At 71.7% G+C, this 16,541-nt stretch carries 17 protein-coding genes and 2 pseudogenes; 10 read left to right on the top strand and 9 right to left on the bottom strand.

What is annotated here, in order from left to right; all coding sequences use genetic code 11:
- Nucleotides 1-32: 32 nt before the first annotated feature.
- Together ACH5AO_RS07145 and ACH5AO_RS07140 are read left to right on the top strand one after the other, a co-directional pair.
- Entirely contained in the window at nt 33-2,831 is a 2,799-nt protein-coding gene (locus ACH5AO_RS07145) for a hypothetical protein (RefSeq protein ID WP_398922655.1), read from the top strand.
- A 45-nt stretch (nt 2,832-2,876) separates the two neighbouring features.
- Nucleotides 2,877-3,293: a hypothetical protein gene (locus ACH5AO_RS07140; RefSeq protein ID WP_398922653.1), complete on the top strand. Its 417-nt coding sequence runs from the start codon at nt 2,877-2,879 to the stop codon at nt 3,291-3,293.
- Between the two features lie 51 nt (nt 3,294-3,344).
- Here ACH5AO_RS07140 and ACH5AO_RS07135 read toward each other — a convergent pair whose 3' ends face one another.
- From ACH5AO_RS07135 to ACH5AO_RS07115, 5 genes are all read right to left on the bottom strand, one after another.
- Entirely contained in the window at nt 3,345-3,551 is a 207-nt protein-coding gene (locus ACH5AO_RS07135; RefSeq protein WP_398922651.1) for a hypothetical protein, read from the bottom strand.
- 53 nt (nt 3,552-3,604) lie between these two features.
- Nucleotides 3,605-3,970: a hypothetical protein gene (locus ACH5AO_RS07130; protein WP_398922649.1), complete on the bottom strand. Its 366-nt coding sequence runs from the start codon at nt 3,968-3,970 to the stop codon at nt 3,605-3,607.
- A 30-nt stretch (nt 3,971-4,000) separates the two neighbouring features.
- Nucleotides 4,001-4,891 (bottom strand): hypothetical protein, encoded by an 891-nt coding sequence (locus ACH5AO_RS07125; protein ID WP_398922647.1) that lies wholly within the window; start codon nt 4,889-4,891, stop codon nt 4,001-4,003.
- A 206-nt stretch (nt 4,892-5,097) separates the two neighbouring features.
- Entirely contained in the window at nt 5,098-5,319 is a 222-nt protein-coding gene (locus ACH5AO_RS07120; RefSeq protein ID WP_398922646.1) for a hypothetical protein, read from the bottom strand.
- Entirely contained in the window at nt 5,316-5,651 is a 336-nt protein-coding gene (locus ACH5AO_RS07115; protein ID WP_398922644.1) for a hypothetical protein, read from the bottom strand. The genes ACH5AO_RS07120 and ACH5AO_RS07115 overlap by 4 nt, the downstream gene beginning before the upstream one ends.
- Nucleotides 5,652-5,743: 92 nt before the next feature.
- Here ACH5AO_RS07115 and ACH5AO_RS07110 point away from each other — a divergent pair, with 92 nt between their 5' ends.
- Complete coding sequence (locus tag ACH5AO_RS07110) at nt 5,744-6,184, top strand: hypothetical protein (RefSeq protein ID WP_398922642.1); 441 nt, start codon at nt 5,744-5,746, stop codon at nt 6,182-6,184.
- 45 nt (nt 6,185-6,229) lie between these two features.
- Here the strand turns inward: ACH5AO_RS07110 and ACH5AO_RS07105 are convergent, their stop codons facing one another.
- A complete protein-coding gene (locus ACH5AO_RS07105; protein WP_398922640.1) occupies nt 6,230-7,144 on the bottom strand; it encodes a YceI family protein in 915 nt (304 codons plus the stop codon).
- Nucleotides 7,145-7,608: 464 nt separating this feature from the next.
- Entirely contained in the window at nt 7,609-8,208 is a 600-nt protein-coding gene (locus ACH5AO_RS07100; RefSeq protein ID WP_398922638.1) for an HD domain-containing protein, read from the bottom strand.
- A 303-nt stretch (nt 8,209-8,511) separates the two neighbouring features.
- Between ACH5AO_RS07100 and ACH5AO_RS07095 the strand changes: the two are divergent.
- A pseudogene (locus tag ACH5AO_RS07095) lies at nt 8,512-9,052 on the top strand (hypothetical protein).
- 264 nt (nt 9,053-9,316) lie between these two features.
- Here ACH5AO_RS07095 and ACH5AO_RS07090 read toward each other — a convergent pair.
- Nucleotides 9,317-10,081 (bottom strand): CDP-alcohol phosphatidyltransferase family protein, encoded by a 765-nt coding sequence (locus ACH5AO_RS07090; protein ID WP_398922636.1) that lies wholly within the window; start codon nt 10,079-10,081, stop codon nt 9,317-9,319.
- A gap of 108 nt (nt 10,082-10,189) precedes the next feature.
- Between ACH5AO_RS07090 and ACH5AO_RS07085 the strand changes: the two genes are divergently transcribed.
- The 5 genes and pseudogenes from ACH5AO_RS07085 to ACH5AO_RS07065 form a co-directional block, all read left to right on the top strand.
- Nucleotides 10,190-11,167 (top strand): zinc-binding alcohol dehydrogenase, encoded by a 978-nt coding sequence (locus tag ACH5AO_RS07085; protein WP_398922633.1) that lies wholly within the window; start codon nt 10,190-10,192, stop codon nt 11,165-11,167.
- Between the two features lie 132 nt (nt 11,168-11,299).
- Nucleotides 11,300-11,698: a 6-pyruvoyl trahydropterin synthase family protein gene (locus tag ACH5AO_RS07080; RefSeq protein WP_398922631.1), complete on the top strand. Its 399-nt coding sequence runs from the start codon at nt 11,300-11,302 to the stop codon at nt 11,696-11,698.
- An 11-nt stretch (nt 11,699-11,709) separates the two neighbouring features.
- Nucleotides 11,710-12,912 (top strand): glycosyltransferase family 4 protein, encoded by a 1,203-nt coding sequence (locus tag ACH5AO_RS07075; RefSeq protein ID WP_398922881.1) that lies wholly within the window; start codon nt 11,710-11,712, stop codon nt 12,910-12,912.
- On the top strand, nt 12,909-13,883 hold the full coding sequence (locus ACH5AO_RS07070; RefSeq protein WP_398922628.1) for a class I SAM-dependent methyltransferase: 975 nt from the start codon (nt 12,909-12,911) through the stop codon (nt 13,881-13,883). Before ACH5AO_RS07075 ends, ACH5AO_RS07070 begins: the two co-directional genes overlap by 4 nt.
- Nucleotides 13,880-14,728 (top strand): annotated as a pseudogene (locus ACH5AO_RS07065) (lysylphosphatidylglycerol synthase transmembrane domain-containing protein); the annotation flags it as partial. The gene ACH5AO_RS07070 and the pseudogene ACH5AO_RS07065, both read left to right, overlap by 4 nt.
- A gap of 314 nt (nt 14,729-15,042) precedes the next feature.
- Here the strand turns inward: ACH5AO_RS07065 and ACH5AO_RS07060 are convergent.
- Nucleotides 15,043-15,828 (bottom strand): creatininase family protein, encoded by a 786-nt coding sequence (locus tag ACH5AO_RS07060; protein WP_398922626.1) that lies wholly within the window; start codon nt 15,826-15,828, stop codon nt 15,043-15,045.
- Nucleotides 15,829-15,869: 41 nt separating this feature from the next.
- Between ACH5AO_RS07060 and ribA the strand changes: the two genes are divergently transcribed.
- Nucleotides 15,870-16,529: a GTP cyclohydrolase II gene (gene ribA, locus ACH5AO_RS07055; RefSeq protein ID WP_398922624.1), complete on the top strand. Its 660-nt coding sequence runs from the start codon at nt 15,870-15,872 to the stop codon at nt 16,527-16,529.
- The last annotated feature ends 12 nt before the right edge of the window (nt 16,530-16,541 follow it).

Genomic DNA, 16,541 nt, shown 5'->3' with positions numbered 1-16,541 from the left:
GCTTCGCACGCGCAGCAAGGAGACGGCCTTCCATGACCCCGGCCATCCTGGGACTCGACGAAGAGGACACCCGCAAGGTCCAGACCGCCGTGCGGGGCGGCCCTGACGGCGACATCCCCGTGTTCCTTCCCTACGAGAAACAAGCCGCGAAACGACTCCGCGAGAACCACGGGCCCAACGCCTTCAGCTGCGGCGTCCTTCTCGGAGGGTGCGGCAAGCTGCTGACACTGCGTGCCTGCGATGACAAGAAGTCACACTTCGCCCACCGTCCACCCGTACGTTGCAACCGCATCGCGCGTGGCGAGAGCAGTGCCGACCACCTCTACATCGGTGAGGCCCTCAGCAGGTGGCTCCGCAAACAGGGGCAGCCGAACGTCGACGTGCAGTACGTCAAGCAGAGGAACGCCCCTAGCGACGCGATCGAGATCCGCTTCGGATCGAAGAAGAAGCGCCGCCTGATCCACGTGCAGATGGCCCGGCGATCGTTCAAGGAGTGGCAGGCGGACGGGGAACGGTTCGCCGCTTCGGCCGGGAAGCCGCCCACGGTCCGCATGTACGGTCCGGACAGCCAACTCGCCCCGTTCGAACTCGAAGTCACCGGGCACGCCCTGCGCTTCCGGTGCGAAACCGTGAACGGCACCCGCGTCGTGCACATCGGAACGCATCTTCCCGGCCACCAGGTCGAATGGACGACCCTCGACCAGTGCCGCCTCGTCCACGCCGGGATCGTCACTCCGTGGCTGCGGGAAACCCCACACGGGGTGCGGCCCAAGGGAATGGTGACGCCGCAGAGCTCCGCCCACTCCGCCACCGGCGAACGCAAACCGGCGTCGGCCAGTACCGCGCCCGCCCCGGCCGGGGACGTCGCCGGTCCGGCTCTTCCCCTCATGCCGGGGAAGGTCGCCTTCACCGGTGCCACGCCGTCGTCGGAGGAGAACGGCCGCCGCGTCTACGACGCGGACGCACAGCCCATCGGATCAGCCTTGTTCCGCGCCCGGATATCCCTGCCGGCCTCGGCCGCGGCCCCGGAACCCCACCATGTGTACGCACTGACCGAGCGGGCGGCAGTGCTCGGCGGCCCGCAGGGCACCGGTCCCGAGTCGCGGTGGACCCTGCGGGCCGAGGGGTTCATCCGCATCCCCGCCAAGAAGACGGCGGAGTGGGGGCTGCTCAAGCCGGCCGGCGTCGTGGCCGCACAGGACGGTTCACCGGCCGGTGAGGCCAGTGCTGCCTCACAGCGAAAGCCCGCACCGGCACCGGAGCCGGCCGTGGACGAACCACCGGCGGTATCCGATGCCGCATCCGCGGGCCCTGCAGCTTCCCCGGACGACCGTCTCGTCGCCGAACTGAACCGCGTCCTGCTGAAGACCGCCCGCGAAGGCGTCACCATCACCTGGCACGAGTTGCTCAAGCAGACCGGGACGCGTCCCCAGGACGTCAGCCCGGTGCGTCAGGTGCGTCTCCTCACCGCTGTCGACGCGCCCCACGCCAAGGCACGCAAGCCGCTGCTGTCCAGTCTGATCACCTCCTCCGGGCAGGCACAACCGAACGACGTACCGCCCCCTTTCTTCCGCCAGGTGCTCCTGGCTCTCGGCTGGCCCCATTGGACCGACGCGGTACGGGCGGCCGACATCTGGAGGGGGCACAGACAGCGTCTTCACCGGGCACACCGAGCCCTCCCCGCACAGCATGCGGAACCGGAGGGCAGGCCCGAGCCCATGGGGCCGCCGGAGGCACGAGCAGGAGAGAGGCCGCAAGCACGTCTCCTGGCCCTCCTCCGGCATCTCGACGAGGAGGGTGACGCACTCTCGTTCCTGGACCTCTACCGGGTTCTGGACGAGGCGGACGGTCTGGTGTCACGGATCGGGGAGCCCTTCCTGCCGGGTACGGCCAAGGAGCGGCTGTACCACTGGCGCACCGTCTTCCGCCGGCACAGGGGGACTCCACCCGTTCACGGGCAGGAGAACCAGGAGGGGGCCGAACCGACCGAGGCATCCGCCACCGCGGCACGCGAGGTCTTCGACCGGATGGCCGACGAGTTCCGTGCCGCCCGTGAGGCCGGTGACCTCGCGCGGGCGAAGCAGGTCCGGAGCGACATGGGACCCGTTTACGCCCTGCGCCTCTCGCCTCAGGACCGGGAGGCGGTCACCGGCCTGATGCGGGACTTCAAACAGTGGGTACGCGACCAGGAACCGAAGCCTTCGGTGGATCCCTTGCTGCGGGCCGTCCGGACCATCCTCCACGGCCTCGGAACACGCAGGGGCACAGTGGCCACGCCCGAACTCGCCTCCGCCCTCGCGGAGGCCGACCGACTGTGTCACCGCCTCTCCACCCCCTTGCCGGAGGCGGAGAGGAAAGCGCTGGAACGCTGGCGTGGAAACCTCCGAAGCCGACTGCGGACGGAGGGGAGCAGTGCCGCCGGTCTCCCGGCCGACAGCAAGCCCGCTTCCGCCGTTGACGCGGACCGGGCGACTGCTCGGCTGCCCATGGACGCCCTTCGTCCTCTCGCCGACCGGGTGCGCATCGTCCTCCAGGAGGTGGCACGTGCCGGGACCACGGTCACCTGGGGAGACCTGCGCCGTCGACTGGGCGGGAAACTGCCCTACCTTCATCCGGACGACCAGGGAGAGATCCTCGTGATGGTCGACGGCGACACCCCCGCGAACGAGCCGTTGCTGTCCGCGCTGGTCGCCGGTGCCGATCTGTCACCGCATGGCCTCTACCGGCACATCCGTCACAGCCTGGGCAGGGAGCGCGTGCCGGACGCGTCCCTCGAGATGCACTGGCGCATGGACGTCTTCCGGCTCCACCAGCTCTGGCGTCACCGCTGATCACGTATCCGCCGACAATCTCCGGTCCTCTGCGAGGAACTCATCGTGCCACCCCGCTTCGAGACAGTCCGCTTCCACGTCGAGTCCGGCCCCGACTCCCTCTTCACACGGGTCCGGCACATCCTGAGTGAACCGATGCGGCTGAAGGCCCACGGCACACACGTGACCGATCGACTGGAGCAGCGAGGTGCGCCCCTGGACACATTGACCCGCTTCGAACCGGAAAGCTGGGAGCTGGTCTCGGCCGAGGTGCGTACGGACACCGGGAAGTGGGTGAAGTCGACCTGGCGGGTATGGGCGGACGAGCGGTTCTGGTGGGTGGTGATCGGACTCGGTAACGCGCTCGTCACCGTGATCGACGTGGATCCGCGGCGTCGGGGCATGGGGGAGGGCATCGTCACCGGAGGGCCCCTGTACGCACGGGTCGATGCCGTCAACGCGGAACTCATGCGAACCGCATGACAGACGCCCGGAGAGACCTCCGTTCCCGCCCCCTTCGAAGGCGGGTGGAAATCAGAAGCGGACCTTGTGTTCGTCGCGCTCCAGGTGCTCCGTCACCGCCTGGTGCGCCCGCCACCCGTCCGGGGACTTCGGCGGTACGTCCAGGTGCACCGGGCCGCTGCGCGGGTGGCGGTCCAGCAGGTCGGTGATGCCGGCGCGGGCCATCACCACGTCGGCGAAGCGGTGGCGGGAGGGCAGGAGGCACAGGCGCTTCAGCAAGTGGCGGCTCCCGGTCGCCCGTCGGTTCCGAGAGGTGTCGCCGCCCACCTCGCTCAGGTCGTGAGGGTGGCCCCCACCACGGGGATGCCGAGCCGTTCACGGAGCAGCCGGATCGGTTCCGCGTAATCGCCCCACTTCACCAGTGTCTCGAACGTCTGCTCGCGCGCTGTGACGAAGGGGAACTGCCCGAAACGCGGTTCGTCCCCCGTGCGTTGGGCGAGTACGGCCTTGTCGACCCCGTCGGCGTCCAGCACGGCACGGCGGGAACGGGCCGGGTCGGCGGTGAGAGCGGTTGTTCCGCGCGCGGTGTACGGCTGAGGGGAGCGTGGTCCGCGCAGGGTGGCGAGTCGGCTGTCGGAGGGCTCAAGAGGGTGCTGCGGAGGCAGCTTCTCTTCTTGCCGGGTGGTGTGGCACGGCATGGTGCGGGGCGGGGCGGCCCCGGTCGCGCGTCAGCTGCTCGTACCGCCCGCGTCACGCGGTGCGTCGTGCGGCGGTGCGGCACCGAAAAGCCGCTGTACGTCGGTGAGCCGGGCCCGCGCACGGTCCGCGGCGGCACGTCGTTCGGCGGTGTCCGGCTCCTGGTGGACCGCCGCCTCGGCGCGGGCGGCGGAGATCACCCGGGCGGGATCGATGTCGTCGCTCTCGTACGCGCCGGGGATGTTGAGCGCGAAACGGCGCAGCAGTTGCCAGGCGGCGTCCGACGGGGGGTGGCCGGCCGTGGTGAGCCGCTGGATCTGCTCGGCGGTGCCGACGGCATGCGTGAGGAAGTCGGCGCGTGGGCTGAGCGGGGCGATGACGCGCCGCTCCAGCGGCCACACCGATACGGCCAGCAGGCCGCGCGCGGGCGTGAGCCGGTCGTGGGTGAGGGCCGCGCAGATGTAGTACGGGCGGGCGTACTCCTGCGCGCTGAACGAGCGTTCCTCGTCGCGGCGGAGCGAGGCCAGCTTGGTGGCGGCGAGCGGCTCGGCGAAGAAGGCCTCGTACACGGAGGAGATGAGCTTGGGGGCTGCCGGGGCGCCGAGCAGCGTGAGTGACTGATGGACCTGTTCCCGGACGGGGACGGCGCCTTGAGTGGAACGTTTCTTTCGTGAAGTCGACCGTGAGGGGCGCGCCGGAAGTGCCTCCTGGGGAGTGGTCACGTGGATCGGGGACCGCTGTTCGCCGGGGTCGGGCGCGGCTGCCTCCTCCTCGTCCAGTGCCCGTTCCCAAGCCTCCTCCACCACCCGCAGCTCACGTCGGAGGCCGGAAGCGGCCGAGGTGTCACGGGCGCGGCGTGCCTCACGCAGCCTGGCGCGCAACTCCGTCAGACGCTCCTCCAGTTCCTCCAGCGATGCGGTCACGCGGGCAGCGTATCGTCCCGGCCATTGAATTCCAAGGTGATCCAAACATTTCCAAGTTTATGGGCTGTGTTCGGTCCTGTATCACTGCCGAGGCGCCGGCTCGGCGTCAACGGGGGCGAAGCCGCCCACGCTGACGGGGGCGTCGTCACTGACGACGCCCCGGCCGGGATGACGGAAGGAACGGTGGTGATGCGGGCCGGCGTGCCTCAGCCGGTCCGCACCGCGATGTAGCGGACCGGCCGGTCCTCCACCTTCACCAGCAGGCCCTCGCTCGCGAGGTCGCGCAGGATCTGCCGGGTGTGCTTGTCCTGCGGGTCGTGCCCCGCGTCGCGCAGCGTGCGCAGGCCGCGTTCGGTGTCCCAGTGGCCGCCGTACGTGCGCACGGCCTTCTCGAGGTCGGCGCGCTGGCTGGAGTCCGGTCCGGTCAACGTCCTGCCTCCTGTGCCTGCTCGCCGGTGATGGCGGCGTGCGCCTTCTTCGTGTGGTGGGCGATGCTCGCCGGCGCGCCGACGTGGTCGCGGGCCGGGCACTTCCGCCGGACGCCCTCGGACACGGTACGCGCGCTCACCGAGCGTCCGGGGCCGTATCCGTGTCCGTGCGGCGACTGGGCGACGGAGGAGCCGTATTCGGCCGCGAGCAGCGCCGCCTCCGCCACCTTGTCGTGACCGGGAGCGAAGAACGATCCGGCTCCGACCTTCTTGGCGCAGCCGCACCAGCAGGTGCCGGTCGGGGTGAGATGGGGAAGGGACTTCGTCGTCATGAGGTCACGGTAGATCAACGGACGTGACGGTTCGGGGTCTTCGCCGGGTTGTGGGGAAGGGCACCGGTACCGGGACTCGTAGCCTTCGGATCATGGCCGACATCTACGAACTCCAGCTCACGCTCGACCTGCCGGGCTCGCTCCCGCCGCAGGACCTCGCCCTGCTCCGCTGGCACCTGGGAGAGGAGGGCGGCCGGCAGGACGACGGTTACGCGTACCCCCTCTGGGGAGACCGGGGGCCGGCGCTGCGGATCGGGGGCGCGCTGGTCGGGGAGCTGTGCTCCGACGGGCCTCAGTGGGCGCTGACCGTGCGGCAGGAGGCGCATCCCGACGAGTTCGACGACCTGCGCAGGATGGTGCTGTGGCTCGGCGCGCGCACGACGACCGTGGGCACCGTCGGGTACCTCCGCTTCTACGAGTCCCATGTCCCCGACGTGCTGGTCGCGGAGGCGGGAGCCGTCCGCAGCGCGGTGCTGCGGGTGGAGAAGGTCCTCGAGTCGGCGACCGAGGTGATCCCCGACCCCTGTGCGTGAATCGAGGGGCCGCCGCCCGCCGTCCGGCGGGCGGGCCGCGCCGGCCTACTCCGGGGGCGTGGGGGTCTCGGGGGTGCGGTACATCGCCTGGACGTCCAGCTCCAGTTGCACGGTCGGGCCGACGACCGCGATGCCGCGGGCCAGCATCGAGCGCCAGTTGAGGGTGAAGTCCTCGCGGTGCAGCTCAGCCTTGGCCAGGGCCGCGCAGCGCAGCTCCTGTTCGTAACCGCCGTTCACCGTGCCGAGGTACGTCGTGTCCAGCCCCACGGAGCGGCTGGTGCCGTGCATGGTGAGCGTGCCGTTCAGCGTCCACCGGGAGCCGCCCCGGTAGACGAACCGGGTGCTGGTGAAGTCGATGTACGGGTAGTGCTCGACGTCGAGGAAGTCGGCGGAACGCAGGTGGTTGTCACGGGTCCTGTTGCCCGTGGTGATGCTGGCGGCGTCGATGCGCACCGAGACCCGGGAGTCGCTCATGTCCGGCGTGATCTGGATGCCGCCGGTGAAGCGGGTGAAGCGCCCGTGGACGTGAGCCATGCCCACGTGCTTGGCGATGAAGCGGATCGCGGTGTGCGGCGGGTCGAACAGCCAGGTGCCGGGCGGCGGCAGTTCCAGCTGGCGCGCGGGCAGCAGCGCGACGCGTGCCGGGGGGAGGGCGGCACCGGCGGCTATGTCGACGTTGCTGCGGGCCGGGGTGAGGCCCTCCGCCGCGACCATCACGCTGTAGGAACCGGGCGGGAGCGCCGCCATGAACAGGCCGTACGGATCGGTGGTGCCGTGGGCGGCGACCCGGTGGCTGTCCAGGGCGGTCACCGTGACCTCGGCGCCGCCCAGGGGCTGTCCCATGGGGTCGACGACCTCGCAGCCGTACGCGCCGGCGCCGGCCGGCAGGGGCAGCGAGAGGTCCGGTGCGGCCCCGGGACCGTTGCGGGAACGTCGGCGCCGGAGCAGTCCGAGGGCCATGCGGTTCACCTTTCTTCCTGTGTGTCACCGCGGCGAGACTCGCACCGATGGATATGCCGGCGATCACCAGGAACCGTCGGAGAGGAGTTGCAAGCGCGATGAAGTCAACTATTAAACGATCATAGGGCAGGTGGGGTGGAGCGGTTCGCCATCGAGGGTGATGTGCGACGTGACTTGTGCGTGTGTTGAATTGATGTGAACCGCCGTCACTCCGGTCGTTCAGCGGGGTGTACCGGGTTCGTCGGTTGTGGTGCTTTGCTCCGGTGCTGTGGTGAACGCCACCCGGAGCCATGAAGGATTCACACGTGGCTCGCGGTCCCGTCACGTGGCCCACACATCGCGCGGGCCGCGCCGCCACGTCGGTCGGCTCCGTCCGTCCGCGCGGAAGGAGAAAGCCCGTACGCTGCGTGAGCGTACGGGCGAGGGCGAGGGCGACGTCGGTGTGGCCGTCGCCCGATGACGTTTCACGGGCGGACGGACGCGCCGCCCTCCGGTACCGGCCGGTCGAGGTCCGGGTCGCCGAACTCCGCGCGCAGGGCCTGGAAGGCGGTCACCTTCTCCTCGCCGAAGCGGCGGACGTGGGCGGCGTACGCGTCGGGGGAGAGGAACGCCGACGGCCGGGACTTGCTGTGGAACTTGTCCGCGTACATCACCAGCCGCTCCTCACGTGTCACCGCGAGGTAGTCGGCGGGCGGGATCGGAAGGCCCTGGCGCAGGACGTCGTCCTTCGTGACCCCCACCCCGGTGTGGTGGGAGCAGAACCGACACAGGGGCTCCGGAAGGCCCTCTCCGGCCAGGAGTTCGTGGCCGAGCAGGCCGTGGCGGACGTAGTTCGCGTGGTCCAGGCGGCCGCCGTCGCCGTAGAGGCGGTAGACGCCGATGTCGTGGAGGAGGCAGCCGGCGCGGACCAGTTCGGCGTCGACGTCGAGGCGCGAGGCCGAGATGAGCTGCTCGGCGACGCTCCAGACGATCTCGCAGTGTGTGTGGACGAGTTCGAACGCCTCGACGGTGGGCGCGTGCTTCTGGTGCAGCGCGCGGATCTCTTCGGGTCCCGGAATCCTCACTCAGGGAGCGTAACAACCGGTGCCCCGCCCACTCGATCGAGCATTCCCGCACGGTGGGCGGTTCGGTGCCGCCGGCGGTTCCGCTGCACAGGACCTCCGCCCTCGAGACGCCCTCGGCGGTTCCGCGGACGCACTCCGTGCCGCCGCCGGGCGCGGGACGCCGCTCGGTGTCGCCTTCGGTGGGCGGCGTCACACGATCGGGTGGTGCTGTGCGATGCGGGCACGTGTGGGGCGGGCGGTCCGTTCGATCCGGTGACGGGAACAACTCCCGTCCTCACACGACACGGACGACCGGAGCACATCATGAGCCTGCATCTCCACCGCAACCCCGACGGTACGACGACCGGGCGGAACGAGGCCACTGGCTTCACCGTGACACACATCGAAGAGGAGGAGGTGAAGCGGCAGTTGTACGAGGACGCGGGGTGGGCGTACACGCCGCCACCGCCTCCTGTCCCGCCGGGGTTCCACCGGTTCGCCCTGGTGCACGAAGAGTTCGAGCACACCGGGTTCGGGGACGAGCGGTACGCGGGGCTGAGGGCGCGTCCGCCGGAGGGGTGCGCGCCGGTCGACCGGGGTTGTTTCGCCCTGGAGTGCGAGCGGCCGGGGAAGACGCTGCTGGACGCGGTCGCCGGTACCGTCGCGGAGATCCGCCGTGAGCACGGGCTGGTGATGAACAGCCTGGGTGTCGAGAAGCCGGACGAGTGGTACGGGGTCGACCGGGACGGCCGTGCGGGGGTGGATCGCCGCTCACTTGATGCTGACGGCGATCCACCGGGCCCGTGTGCTCGGCTACGGGCGCAAGGACCTGGTCCGGCTCCTCGACGCGGCGGGTGTCGAGTAGCGAGCAGGCGGTGGGGTGAGGGGGCGGGGCTCCGAGGCCACACCGTGGGCTGCTGGGGATCCGGCCCGGCGACTCGGCTACCGGCGCCCTGCCGGACGCGGAGCGGCCGACCGCGGTGCGAGGCGGCAGCCGCCGGCCGGCTCGGGCCACCCGGTCGGCACGGAGGGCGGACCGGACCGCACCGCACCGCCACGGTCGCGCGGCACCCCCTCGTGGAGCGGAGCGCCCGCCCATGGAACACCGGGTCCGCACCCCGGCCGGCCGTCAGCTCGTGACCAGCTCCCGCCGTACCTCGGTCTCGGCGGGGGCCGTCTCCACCCGGGACGTCCGCCACAGCCACAGCACGTCCCGGCCGAACGACCACACCAGCAGCCCCAGCGCCAGCACCACCACACCGACATTGACCGCGTGCGGCAGCAGAGCCGCCCCGGCCAGCAGCAACAGCACGCCCTGGAGCGCGGCCACCGTCTTGCGGGCCGTGCTCGGCGGGAGCGGGGCGGTCAGCCAGGGCCAGACACGCGCGGCGGCCACGAAGACGTACCGCATGCCACCGATGAGGAGCACCCATGGACCCATCGCCATCGACACGTACACACTCAGCACCAGGATCAGGAACGCGTCCACCTCCATGTCGAAGCGGGCGCCCAGCGGAGTCGACGTCCCCGTCCTGCGGGCCACCTTGCCGTCCACACCGTCCAGGATCAGGGCCACGGAGGTCAGACCGACGAAGAGCGAGACGGGCGGTGAGTCCTGGAACGAGTCGGCTACCAGCGCGGTGACCCCGCCGACGAGGGTGGCGCGGCCGAGCGTGACCCGGTTGGCCGGGCCGAAGGAGCGGGGCCGGGACCGGTGCAGGGCCCGGGAGAGCACCGCCCAGGTGGCGATCGCGAACGCGAGGCCGGTCAGCCAGCCCGCGGGGCCCATGCCGATCGCCGTACCGATCAGGGCCAGCAACAGGACCTGCACGCCCGCCCCCACGGCGGTCTCCTGCTGTGCGGGCCTCGCGTCGTAACTGTTGTTCAGGGCCACCGAGCATCCTCCGGCCGTGTGACAGAGTCGATCAACGCCGCTACCTTGTGCGCGGCCTGTGCACCACTCGGTACGCGCGCGGCTTCCCGATCGTTCAGGAGGACTTCGATGAACCGCACCGCACGTGCGTTCTGGCTCGACTCGCCCGGCCGAGGGATGATCCGCGAGGCCGGCCTGCCCGCCCCCGGCGCGGACGAGGTGCTGGTGCGCTCGCTGTACTCCGGGGTGAGCAGGGGCACGGAGACGCTCGTCTTCCGTGGTGGAGTGCCGCAGAGCCAGCACGCCGTCATGCGGGCGCCGTTCCAGGAGGGCGACTTCCCGGCACCCGTGAAGTACGGCTACCTCAACGTGGGGGTGGTGGAGGAGGGACCGGGGGCGCTCGTCGGGCGGACCGTGTTCTGCCTGTACCCGCACCAGACGCGGTACGTCGTCCCGGCGAGCTCCGTCACACCCGTGCCCGACGGGGTGCCCGCAGGGCGGGCCGTGCTCGCCGGCACCGTGGAGACGGCCGTCAACGCGTTGTGGGACGCCGCGCCACTGGTCGGCGACCGGATAGCCGTCGTCGGCGGCGGGATGGTCGGCTGCTCGGTGGCCGCGCTGCTGGCCCGGTTCCCCGGCGTACGGGTACAGCTCGTCGACGCCGACCCGGCACGCGCGAAGACCGCGGCGGCGCTCGGCGTCGGGTTCGCGCTGCCCGGGGACGCGCTCGGCGAGTGCGACCTGGTCGTGCACGCCAGCGCCACCGAGCAGGGCCTCGGCCGGGCGCTCGAACTGCTCCGCCCCGAGGGCACCGTCGTCGAACTGAGCTGGTACGGCGACCGGAAGGTGAGCCTCCCGCTGGGGGAGGCCTTCCACTCCCGGCGGCTGACCGTCCGCGGCAGCCAGGTCGGCACCGTCTCCCCGGCCCGCGCGAACCGCAGCTACGCCGACCGGCTCGCCCTCGCCCTCGACCTGCTCGCCGACCCCGCCCTCGACGCCCTCGTCACCGGCGAGTCCGCCTTCGAGGAACTGCCCGACGTCATGCCCCGCCTCGCCTCCGGGGAGATCCCGGCCCTGTGCCACCGCGTGCGCTACGACACCCCGTAGCGGAACCGGCGCGCCTGACCTGAGAAAAGACGTGGCGGACGCTGAACAGGGGAAGGAGGTCGGCCGTACTACACGGCATCCCCGTCGGAGATCGGCCGGGGAGCAGACGCGCCGCACCTGGAGGGTCGTCCGTTGTTCAGCATCACCGTCCGCGATCACATCATGATCGCCCACAGCTTCCACGGCGAGGTCTTCGGACCGGCCCAGCGCCTGCACGGGGCCACGTTCCTCGTGGACGCCACCTTCCGGCGCGAACAGCTGGACGAGGACAACATCGTCGTCGACATCGGCCTGGCCACGCGGGAACTCGGAGCCGTCGTCGGCGAGCTGAACTACCGCAACCTCGACAACGAACCCGACTTCGCGGGGGTCAACACCTCCACGGAGTACCTGGCCAAGGTCATCGCCGACCGGATCGCCGAACGCATCCACAAAGGGGCGCTGGGCGAGGGCGCCAAGGGCATCGCGGGCATCACCGTCACCCTGCACGAGTCGCACATCGCCTGGGCGAGTTACGAGCGTGCGCTGTGACCGACACGACCATGGACGTGACCGGCACGGCCCCCGACCGGGCCGGCACCGCCCGCCTGGACTACGTCCCCCGGCAGGCGTCCTTCCCGAGGAACGGCGGGATCATCCCCATGTCCCTGCGCTCCGTGCACTTCGTGATGCCGGGCGGTGTCGACGACCCGGCCGCGCCCAGCGGCGGCAACGCCTACGACCGGCGCGTGTGCCTGGACCTGCCCGGCTTCGGCTGGCAGGTGCACCGGCACACCGTGGCCGGTGACTGGCCCCGGCCGGACGCCGCCGCCCGCGCCGAACTCGCCCGCACCCTGCGCGAACTGCCGGACGGCGCCGTCGTCCTGCTCGACGGGCTGGTCGCCTGCGGGGTGCCCGAGATCGTCGTCCCCCAGGCGGAGGAGGGCCGGCTGCGCATGGCCGTCCTCGTGCATCTGCCGCTCGGCGACGAGACCGGGCTCGACGCGGCCGTCGCCGCCGAACTGGACGCCCGCGAGCGCGCGGTCCTGCGGGCGGTACCCGCGGTGATCGCCACCAGCGACTGGGCCGTACGCCGTCTCGTCTCCCACCACGGCCTGGCCCCCGACCGGGTCCACGTCGCCGCCCCCGGCGCCGACATCGCGCCCCTCGCGCCCGGCACCGACGGCGTCTCCCGGCTGCTGTGCGTGGCCGCCGTGACCCCGCGCAAGGGACAGCACCGGCTCGTGGAGGCCCTGGCGGCGGTGGCCGACCTGCCATGGAGCTGCGCGCTCGTCGGCGGGCTCGGACACGACCCCGAGTACGTCACCCACCTGCGCGGACTCATCCGCGCACACGGCCTCGAGGACCGGCTGGAGCTGACCGGCCCGCAGGCCGGCGCCGCACTCGACGCCAGCTACGCCACCGCCGACCTCATGGTGCTCACCTCGTACGCGGAGACGTACGGCATGGCGGTCACCGAGGCGCTGGCGCGCGGCATCCCGGTGCTGGCGACCGACGTCGGCGGGCTGCCCGAGGCGGTCGGCCGCGCACCCGACGGGGGAGTGCCCGGCATCCTCGTCCCGCCGGAGAACCCCGCCGCCATCGCCGCCGAACTGCGCGGCTGGTTCGGCGAGGCGGACGTGAGGCGCCGGCTCAAGGCCGCCGCCCGCGGCCGGCGGGCCGCACTCGGCGGCTGGGCGAGCACCGCACAGAGCCTGGCGGCGGTACTGCGCCGGCTTCCCACCGAACCCCGGAGGGCCGCATGACCGAACAGGCGACCACCACCCCGTACGACGGGACGATCCCGGCCCCGCCCGGCACCCGGGAGGTCATCCCCGGGGCGGGCCCCGCACCCCGCCCCGCGGAGCGGGCCACCCTGCGACTGCGGGACACCGGCGACGACGAACCGGCCCGCTACGCGCCCGAGTGGCTGCGGCTGCGGGAACCCGCCGACGCCGCCGCCCGGTCGTACGACCTGCTGGATCCGCTGCGCATCCGGATCGCCAACCTGCCGCGCCGGGCGGACGGTCTCGTCATCCACGACATCGGCTGCGGCACCGGCTCGATGGGGCGCTGGCTCGCCCCCCGTCTCGACGGCGCCCAGCACTGGGTCCTGCACGACCGCGACCCCTACCTGCTGCACTTCGCCGCCGTCGCCTCCCCGCGCTCCGCAGCCGACGGCAGCCACGTCACCGTCGAGACCCGGCACGGTGACGTCGCCCGGCTCACCTCCGACGCGCTGGCCGGTGCCTCCCTGGTGACGGCGTCCGCGCTGCTCGACGTCCTCACCCGTGAGGACGTCGGCGCCCTCGCCGCCGCCTGCGCGGGAGCCGGCTGCCCGGCCCTGCTGACGTTGTCGGTGGCCGGACGGGTGGAGCTGACCGAGCCGCATCCGCTGGACCGGGAGATCACGGAGGCGTTCAACGCCCATCAGCGAAGGGGCGGGCTGCTTGGGCCGGACGCGGTCACGGCGGCCGCCGAGGCGTTCGCCGAGCACGGCGCGACGGTACGGATCACCCCGAGCCCCTGGCGGCTGGGCCCCGGAGAGGCCGCGCTGACCGAGCAGTGGCTGCGGGGGTGGGTCGGTGCGGCGGTGGAGGAGCGGCCGGAACTGGCGTCGCGCGCCGACGGTTATCTGGCCGAGCGGCTGGAGGCCTGTGCGGCGGGGGAGTTGCGGGTCGTCGTCCACCACAGTGATCTGCTCGCGCTGTGCCGGCCGGTGGACGGAGCGGCATGAGTGCCGGGTTCCGTGGCCTCGCGGCTCGGCTCAGCACCCCTGCCGTGCGCACCCGTCTCGGCACGCTCGGCGGTGTCGTGATCCTCGCGGTCCTGCTGTGGCGCGTCGACACAGGGGTCCTGATGGAGGGGCTGCGCCGCATCGACGGGCCGACGCTGCTCGCGGGGCTCGGGATCGGGCTGGTGACCACCGTGTTCAGCGCGTGGCGCTGGGCGCTGGTCGCCCGGGGCATCGGGATCCGGCTGCCGCTGGGGGCCGCCGTCGCCGATTACTACCGTGCCCTGTTCCTCAACGCGGCGCTGCCCGGGGGCGTGCTGGGCGACGTCCACCGGGCCGTGCGGCACGGGCAGGACGCCGGGGACATGGGGCGGGGGGTGCGGGCGGTGGTGCTGGAGCGGACCGCCGGGCAGCTCGCGCTGTTCGCCGTGGGGGCGGTGGTGCTGGTGAGCATGCCGTCGCCGGTGCTCGACGAAGTGCGGCAGGCCGCGCCGGTGGTGGGGCTCGGGGTGCTGGGGGCCTGCGCGGTGGTGCTGGCGGTGCGGATGAATCGGGCGCCGGGGCGGCGGAAGGGTGCTTCAGGGTTGCTCGCGGAGGCGCGCGAGGGGTTGTTCTCGCAGCGCAACGCGCCTGGTGTGCTTGTCTCCTCCGTCGTCGTACTGGCCGGGTACGTCGCCATGTTCGTCCTGGCCGCCGAGGTCGCCGGAGCGGACGCGTCCGTGGCGGAGCTGCTGCCGCTGGCCGTGCTGGCGTTGCTGGCGATGGGGCTGCCGCTGAACGTGGGCGGGTGGGGGCCCCGGGAGGGGGTCACCGCGTGGGCGTTCGGGGCGGCGGGGCTCGGGGCGGGGCGGGGGCTGACCGTCGCGGTCGTCTACGGGGTGCTCAGTCTGGTGGCCAGTCTGCCGGGTGCGGTGGTGCTGGTCGGCCGGTGGTACGCCGGGGTGCGGGGCGGTGGGCGTGGTGATGTCGCCCCCGCCGCCCCTTCCCTTCCCGTCCCCGGAGGCGCTGCCCCCGGACCCCCGGTCGGCCTTCGGCCTCGTCCTCAAACTCCCCCAGAGGGGGCACCCCCAGACGGGCTGGGACGTGTCCCTCGGCCTCGTCTTCAAACTCCCCCAGAGGGGGCACCTCCAGACGGGCTGGGACGTGTCCCTCGACCTCGTCCTCAAACTCCCCCGGACGGGCCGGGAGGTGACGTCAGCAGTGAGAAATACGCGGCGAACGAATCCGCCAGGCTTGCCAGGATTTCCCTGCCCTTTTCCGCAGTGCCCAGGGAAGGGCGGCCGATGACACCGGAATCGGTATAGGCGGACATGCCGGTGGTGAGGAGATGACGGCGGTCGTCCGCGATGTGATCGGAGGTCTCATAACCGGGGCGGAGCGATTCGGGATGCGTGTGGAGAAGAATGGAGGTCTCGATTTCGCCCGCGTGCATGTCGGTGAGGAGGGACGTGGCGACGCCGGCCCGCACCCGTGCCGTCTCCCAGTCCTCCGGGGCCGGGAACAGCGCCATCCGCTCACCGCGGGCGGAGGACTCCTGGACGACGTTGCCCAGGACGTAGTTCCCGCCGTGCCCGTTGACCAGCACCAGAGTGTCCGTGCCCGACCTGCGGAGCGAGTCGGCGATGTCCCGTATCACCGCGTGGAGCGTGACGGAGGAGAGGGAGACGGTCCCCGGCCAGGCCGCGTGCTCGTGGGAGCAGGAGATCGTCACCGGAGGGAGGAGGTGCACCGGAAAGGCGTCGGCGATCTCCCGCGCGATCGCACAGGCGACCAGCGTGTCGGTCGCCAACGGCAGGAACGGACCGTGCTGTTCGAAACTCCCGACCGGAAGTACCGCGATCTGCCGTGAGACGCCGGCTCCCCGCGTCCGTACATCCTCTGTAGTATCCGCCGGCAACAGACCGTGCACCGGGCCGTATGCCGCCGACCGCTTTTGTGAACCACCCATATCGTCACGGCCTTTCGTCTCTGCTTAGGAACTCGAGAATCATGACAGAAAAAGTAGGCGTACTCGGCAAGAAGTCCCCTCGGCGGACCGGCGTGGAACGCGTCGTGAACGCGCCGCTGCCCACCGTGTACGGCACGTTCCAGGCGGTCGGCTACCTGGACCACGACCGCGGTGACGAGCAGGTCGCCCTGGTGTACGGCGACATCGGCGCGGACGGAGTCCTCACCCGGCTGCACTCGGAGTGCCTGACCGGGGACGCCTTCGGCTCCCAGCACTGCGAGTGCGGCGACCAGCTCGCGTCGGCGCTGCGCGCGGTCGTCACCGAAGGGGCGGGCGTGGTCGTCTACTTGAGGGGCCACGAGGGCCGCGGCATCGGACTCCTCGGCAAGCTGCGGGCGATGGCCCTGCAGGCGGAGGGCCTGGACACCGTCGAGGCGAACCTGGCGCTCGGGTTCCCGGTGGACGCCCGCGACTACGGCGTAGCCGCCGGGATCCTCCAGGACCTGGGCGTGCGCTCGGTGCGGCTGATGTCCAACAACCCGCGCAAACGAGAGGCGTTGGTGCGGCACGGCGTCCAGGTCGCCGAACAGGTGCCGCTGCTGATACCACCGTGCGAGAACAACATCACCTATCTGCGCACCAAGCGGGAGCGGCTCGACCACCACCTGCCCCATCTGGACGCGGTGGCCCACCTGTCCTGACCCTGCCCCGCG

The organism is Streptomyces sp. NPDC018964, assembly GCF_044390325.1.
GTDB lineage: Bacteria > Actinomycetota > Actinomycetes > Streptomycetales > Streptomycetaceae > Streptomyces.
The sequence above is the reverse complement of the archived record's forward strand: the minus strand, read 5'-3'. Positions and strand labels throughout refer to the sequence as shown.

Coding starts and splice junctions, on each gene's coding strand:
- ACH5AO_RS07060 (WP_398922626.1), bottom strand. CDS start 15,828: ATGGGTGGTTCACAAAAGCGGTCGGCGGCATACGGCCCGGTGCACGGT.
- ACH5AO_RS07110 (WP_398922642.1), top strand. CDS start 5,744: ATGGCCGACATCTACGAACTCCAGCTCACGCTCGACCTGCCGGGCTCG.
- ACH5AO_RS07145 (WP_398922655.1), top strand. CDS start 33: ATGACCCCGGCCATCCTGGGACTCGACGAAGAGGACACCCGCAAGGTC.
- ACH5AO_RS07085 (WP_398922633.1), top strand. CDS start 10,190: ATGAACCGCACCGCACGTGCGTTCTGGCTCGACTCGCCCGGCCGAGGG.
- ACH5AO_RS07105 (WP_398922640.1), bottom strand. CDS start 7,144: ATGGCCCTCGGACTGCTCCGGCGCCGACGTTCCCGCAACGGTCCCGGG.
- ACH5AO_RS07130 (WP_398922649.1), bottom strand. CDS start 3,970: ATGCCGTGCCACACCACCCGGCAAGAAGAGAAGCTGCCTCCGCAGCAC.
- ribA (WP_398922624.1), top strand. CDS start 15,870: ATGACAGAAAAAGTAGGCGTACTCGGCAAGAAGTCCCCTCGGCGGACC.
- ACH5AO_RS07075 (WP_398922881.1), top strand. CDS start 11,710: ATGGACGTGACCGGCACGGCCCCCGACCGGGCCGGCACCGCCCGCCTG.
- ACH5AO_RS07070 (WP_398922628.1), top strand. CDS start 12,909: ATGACCGAACAGGCGACCACCACCCCGTACGACGGGACGATCCCGGCC.
- ACH5AO_RS07115 (WP_398922644.1), bottom strand. CDS start 5,651: ATGACGACGAAGTCCCTTCCCCATCTCACCCCGACCGGCACCTGCTGG.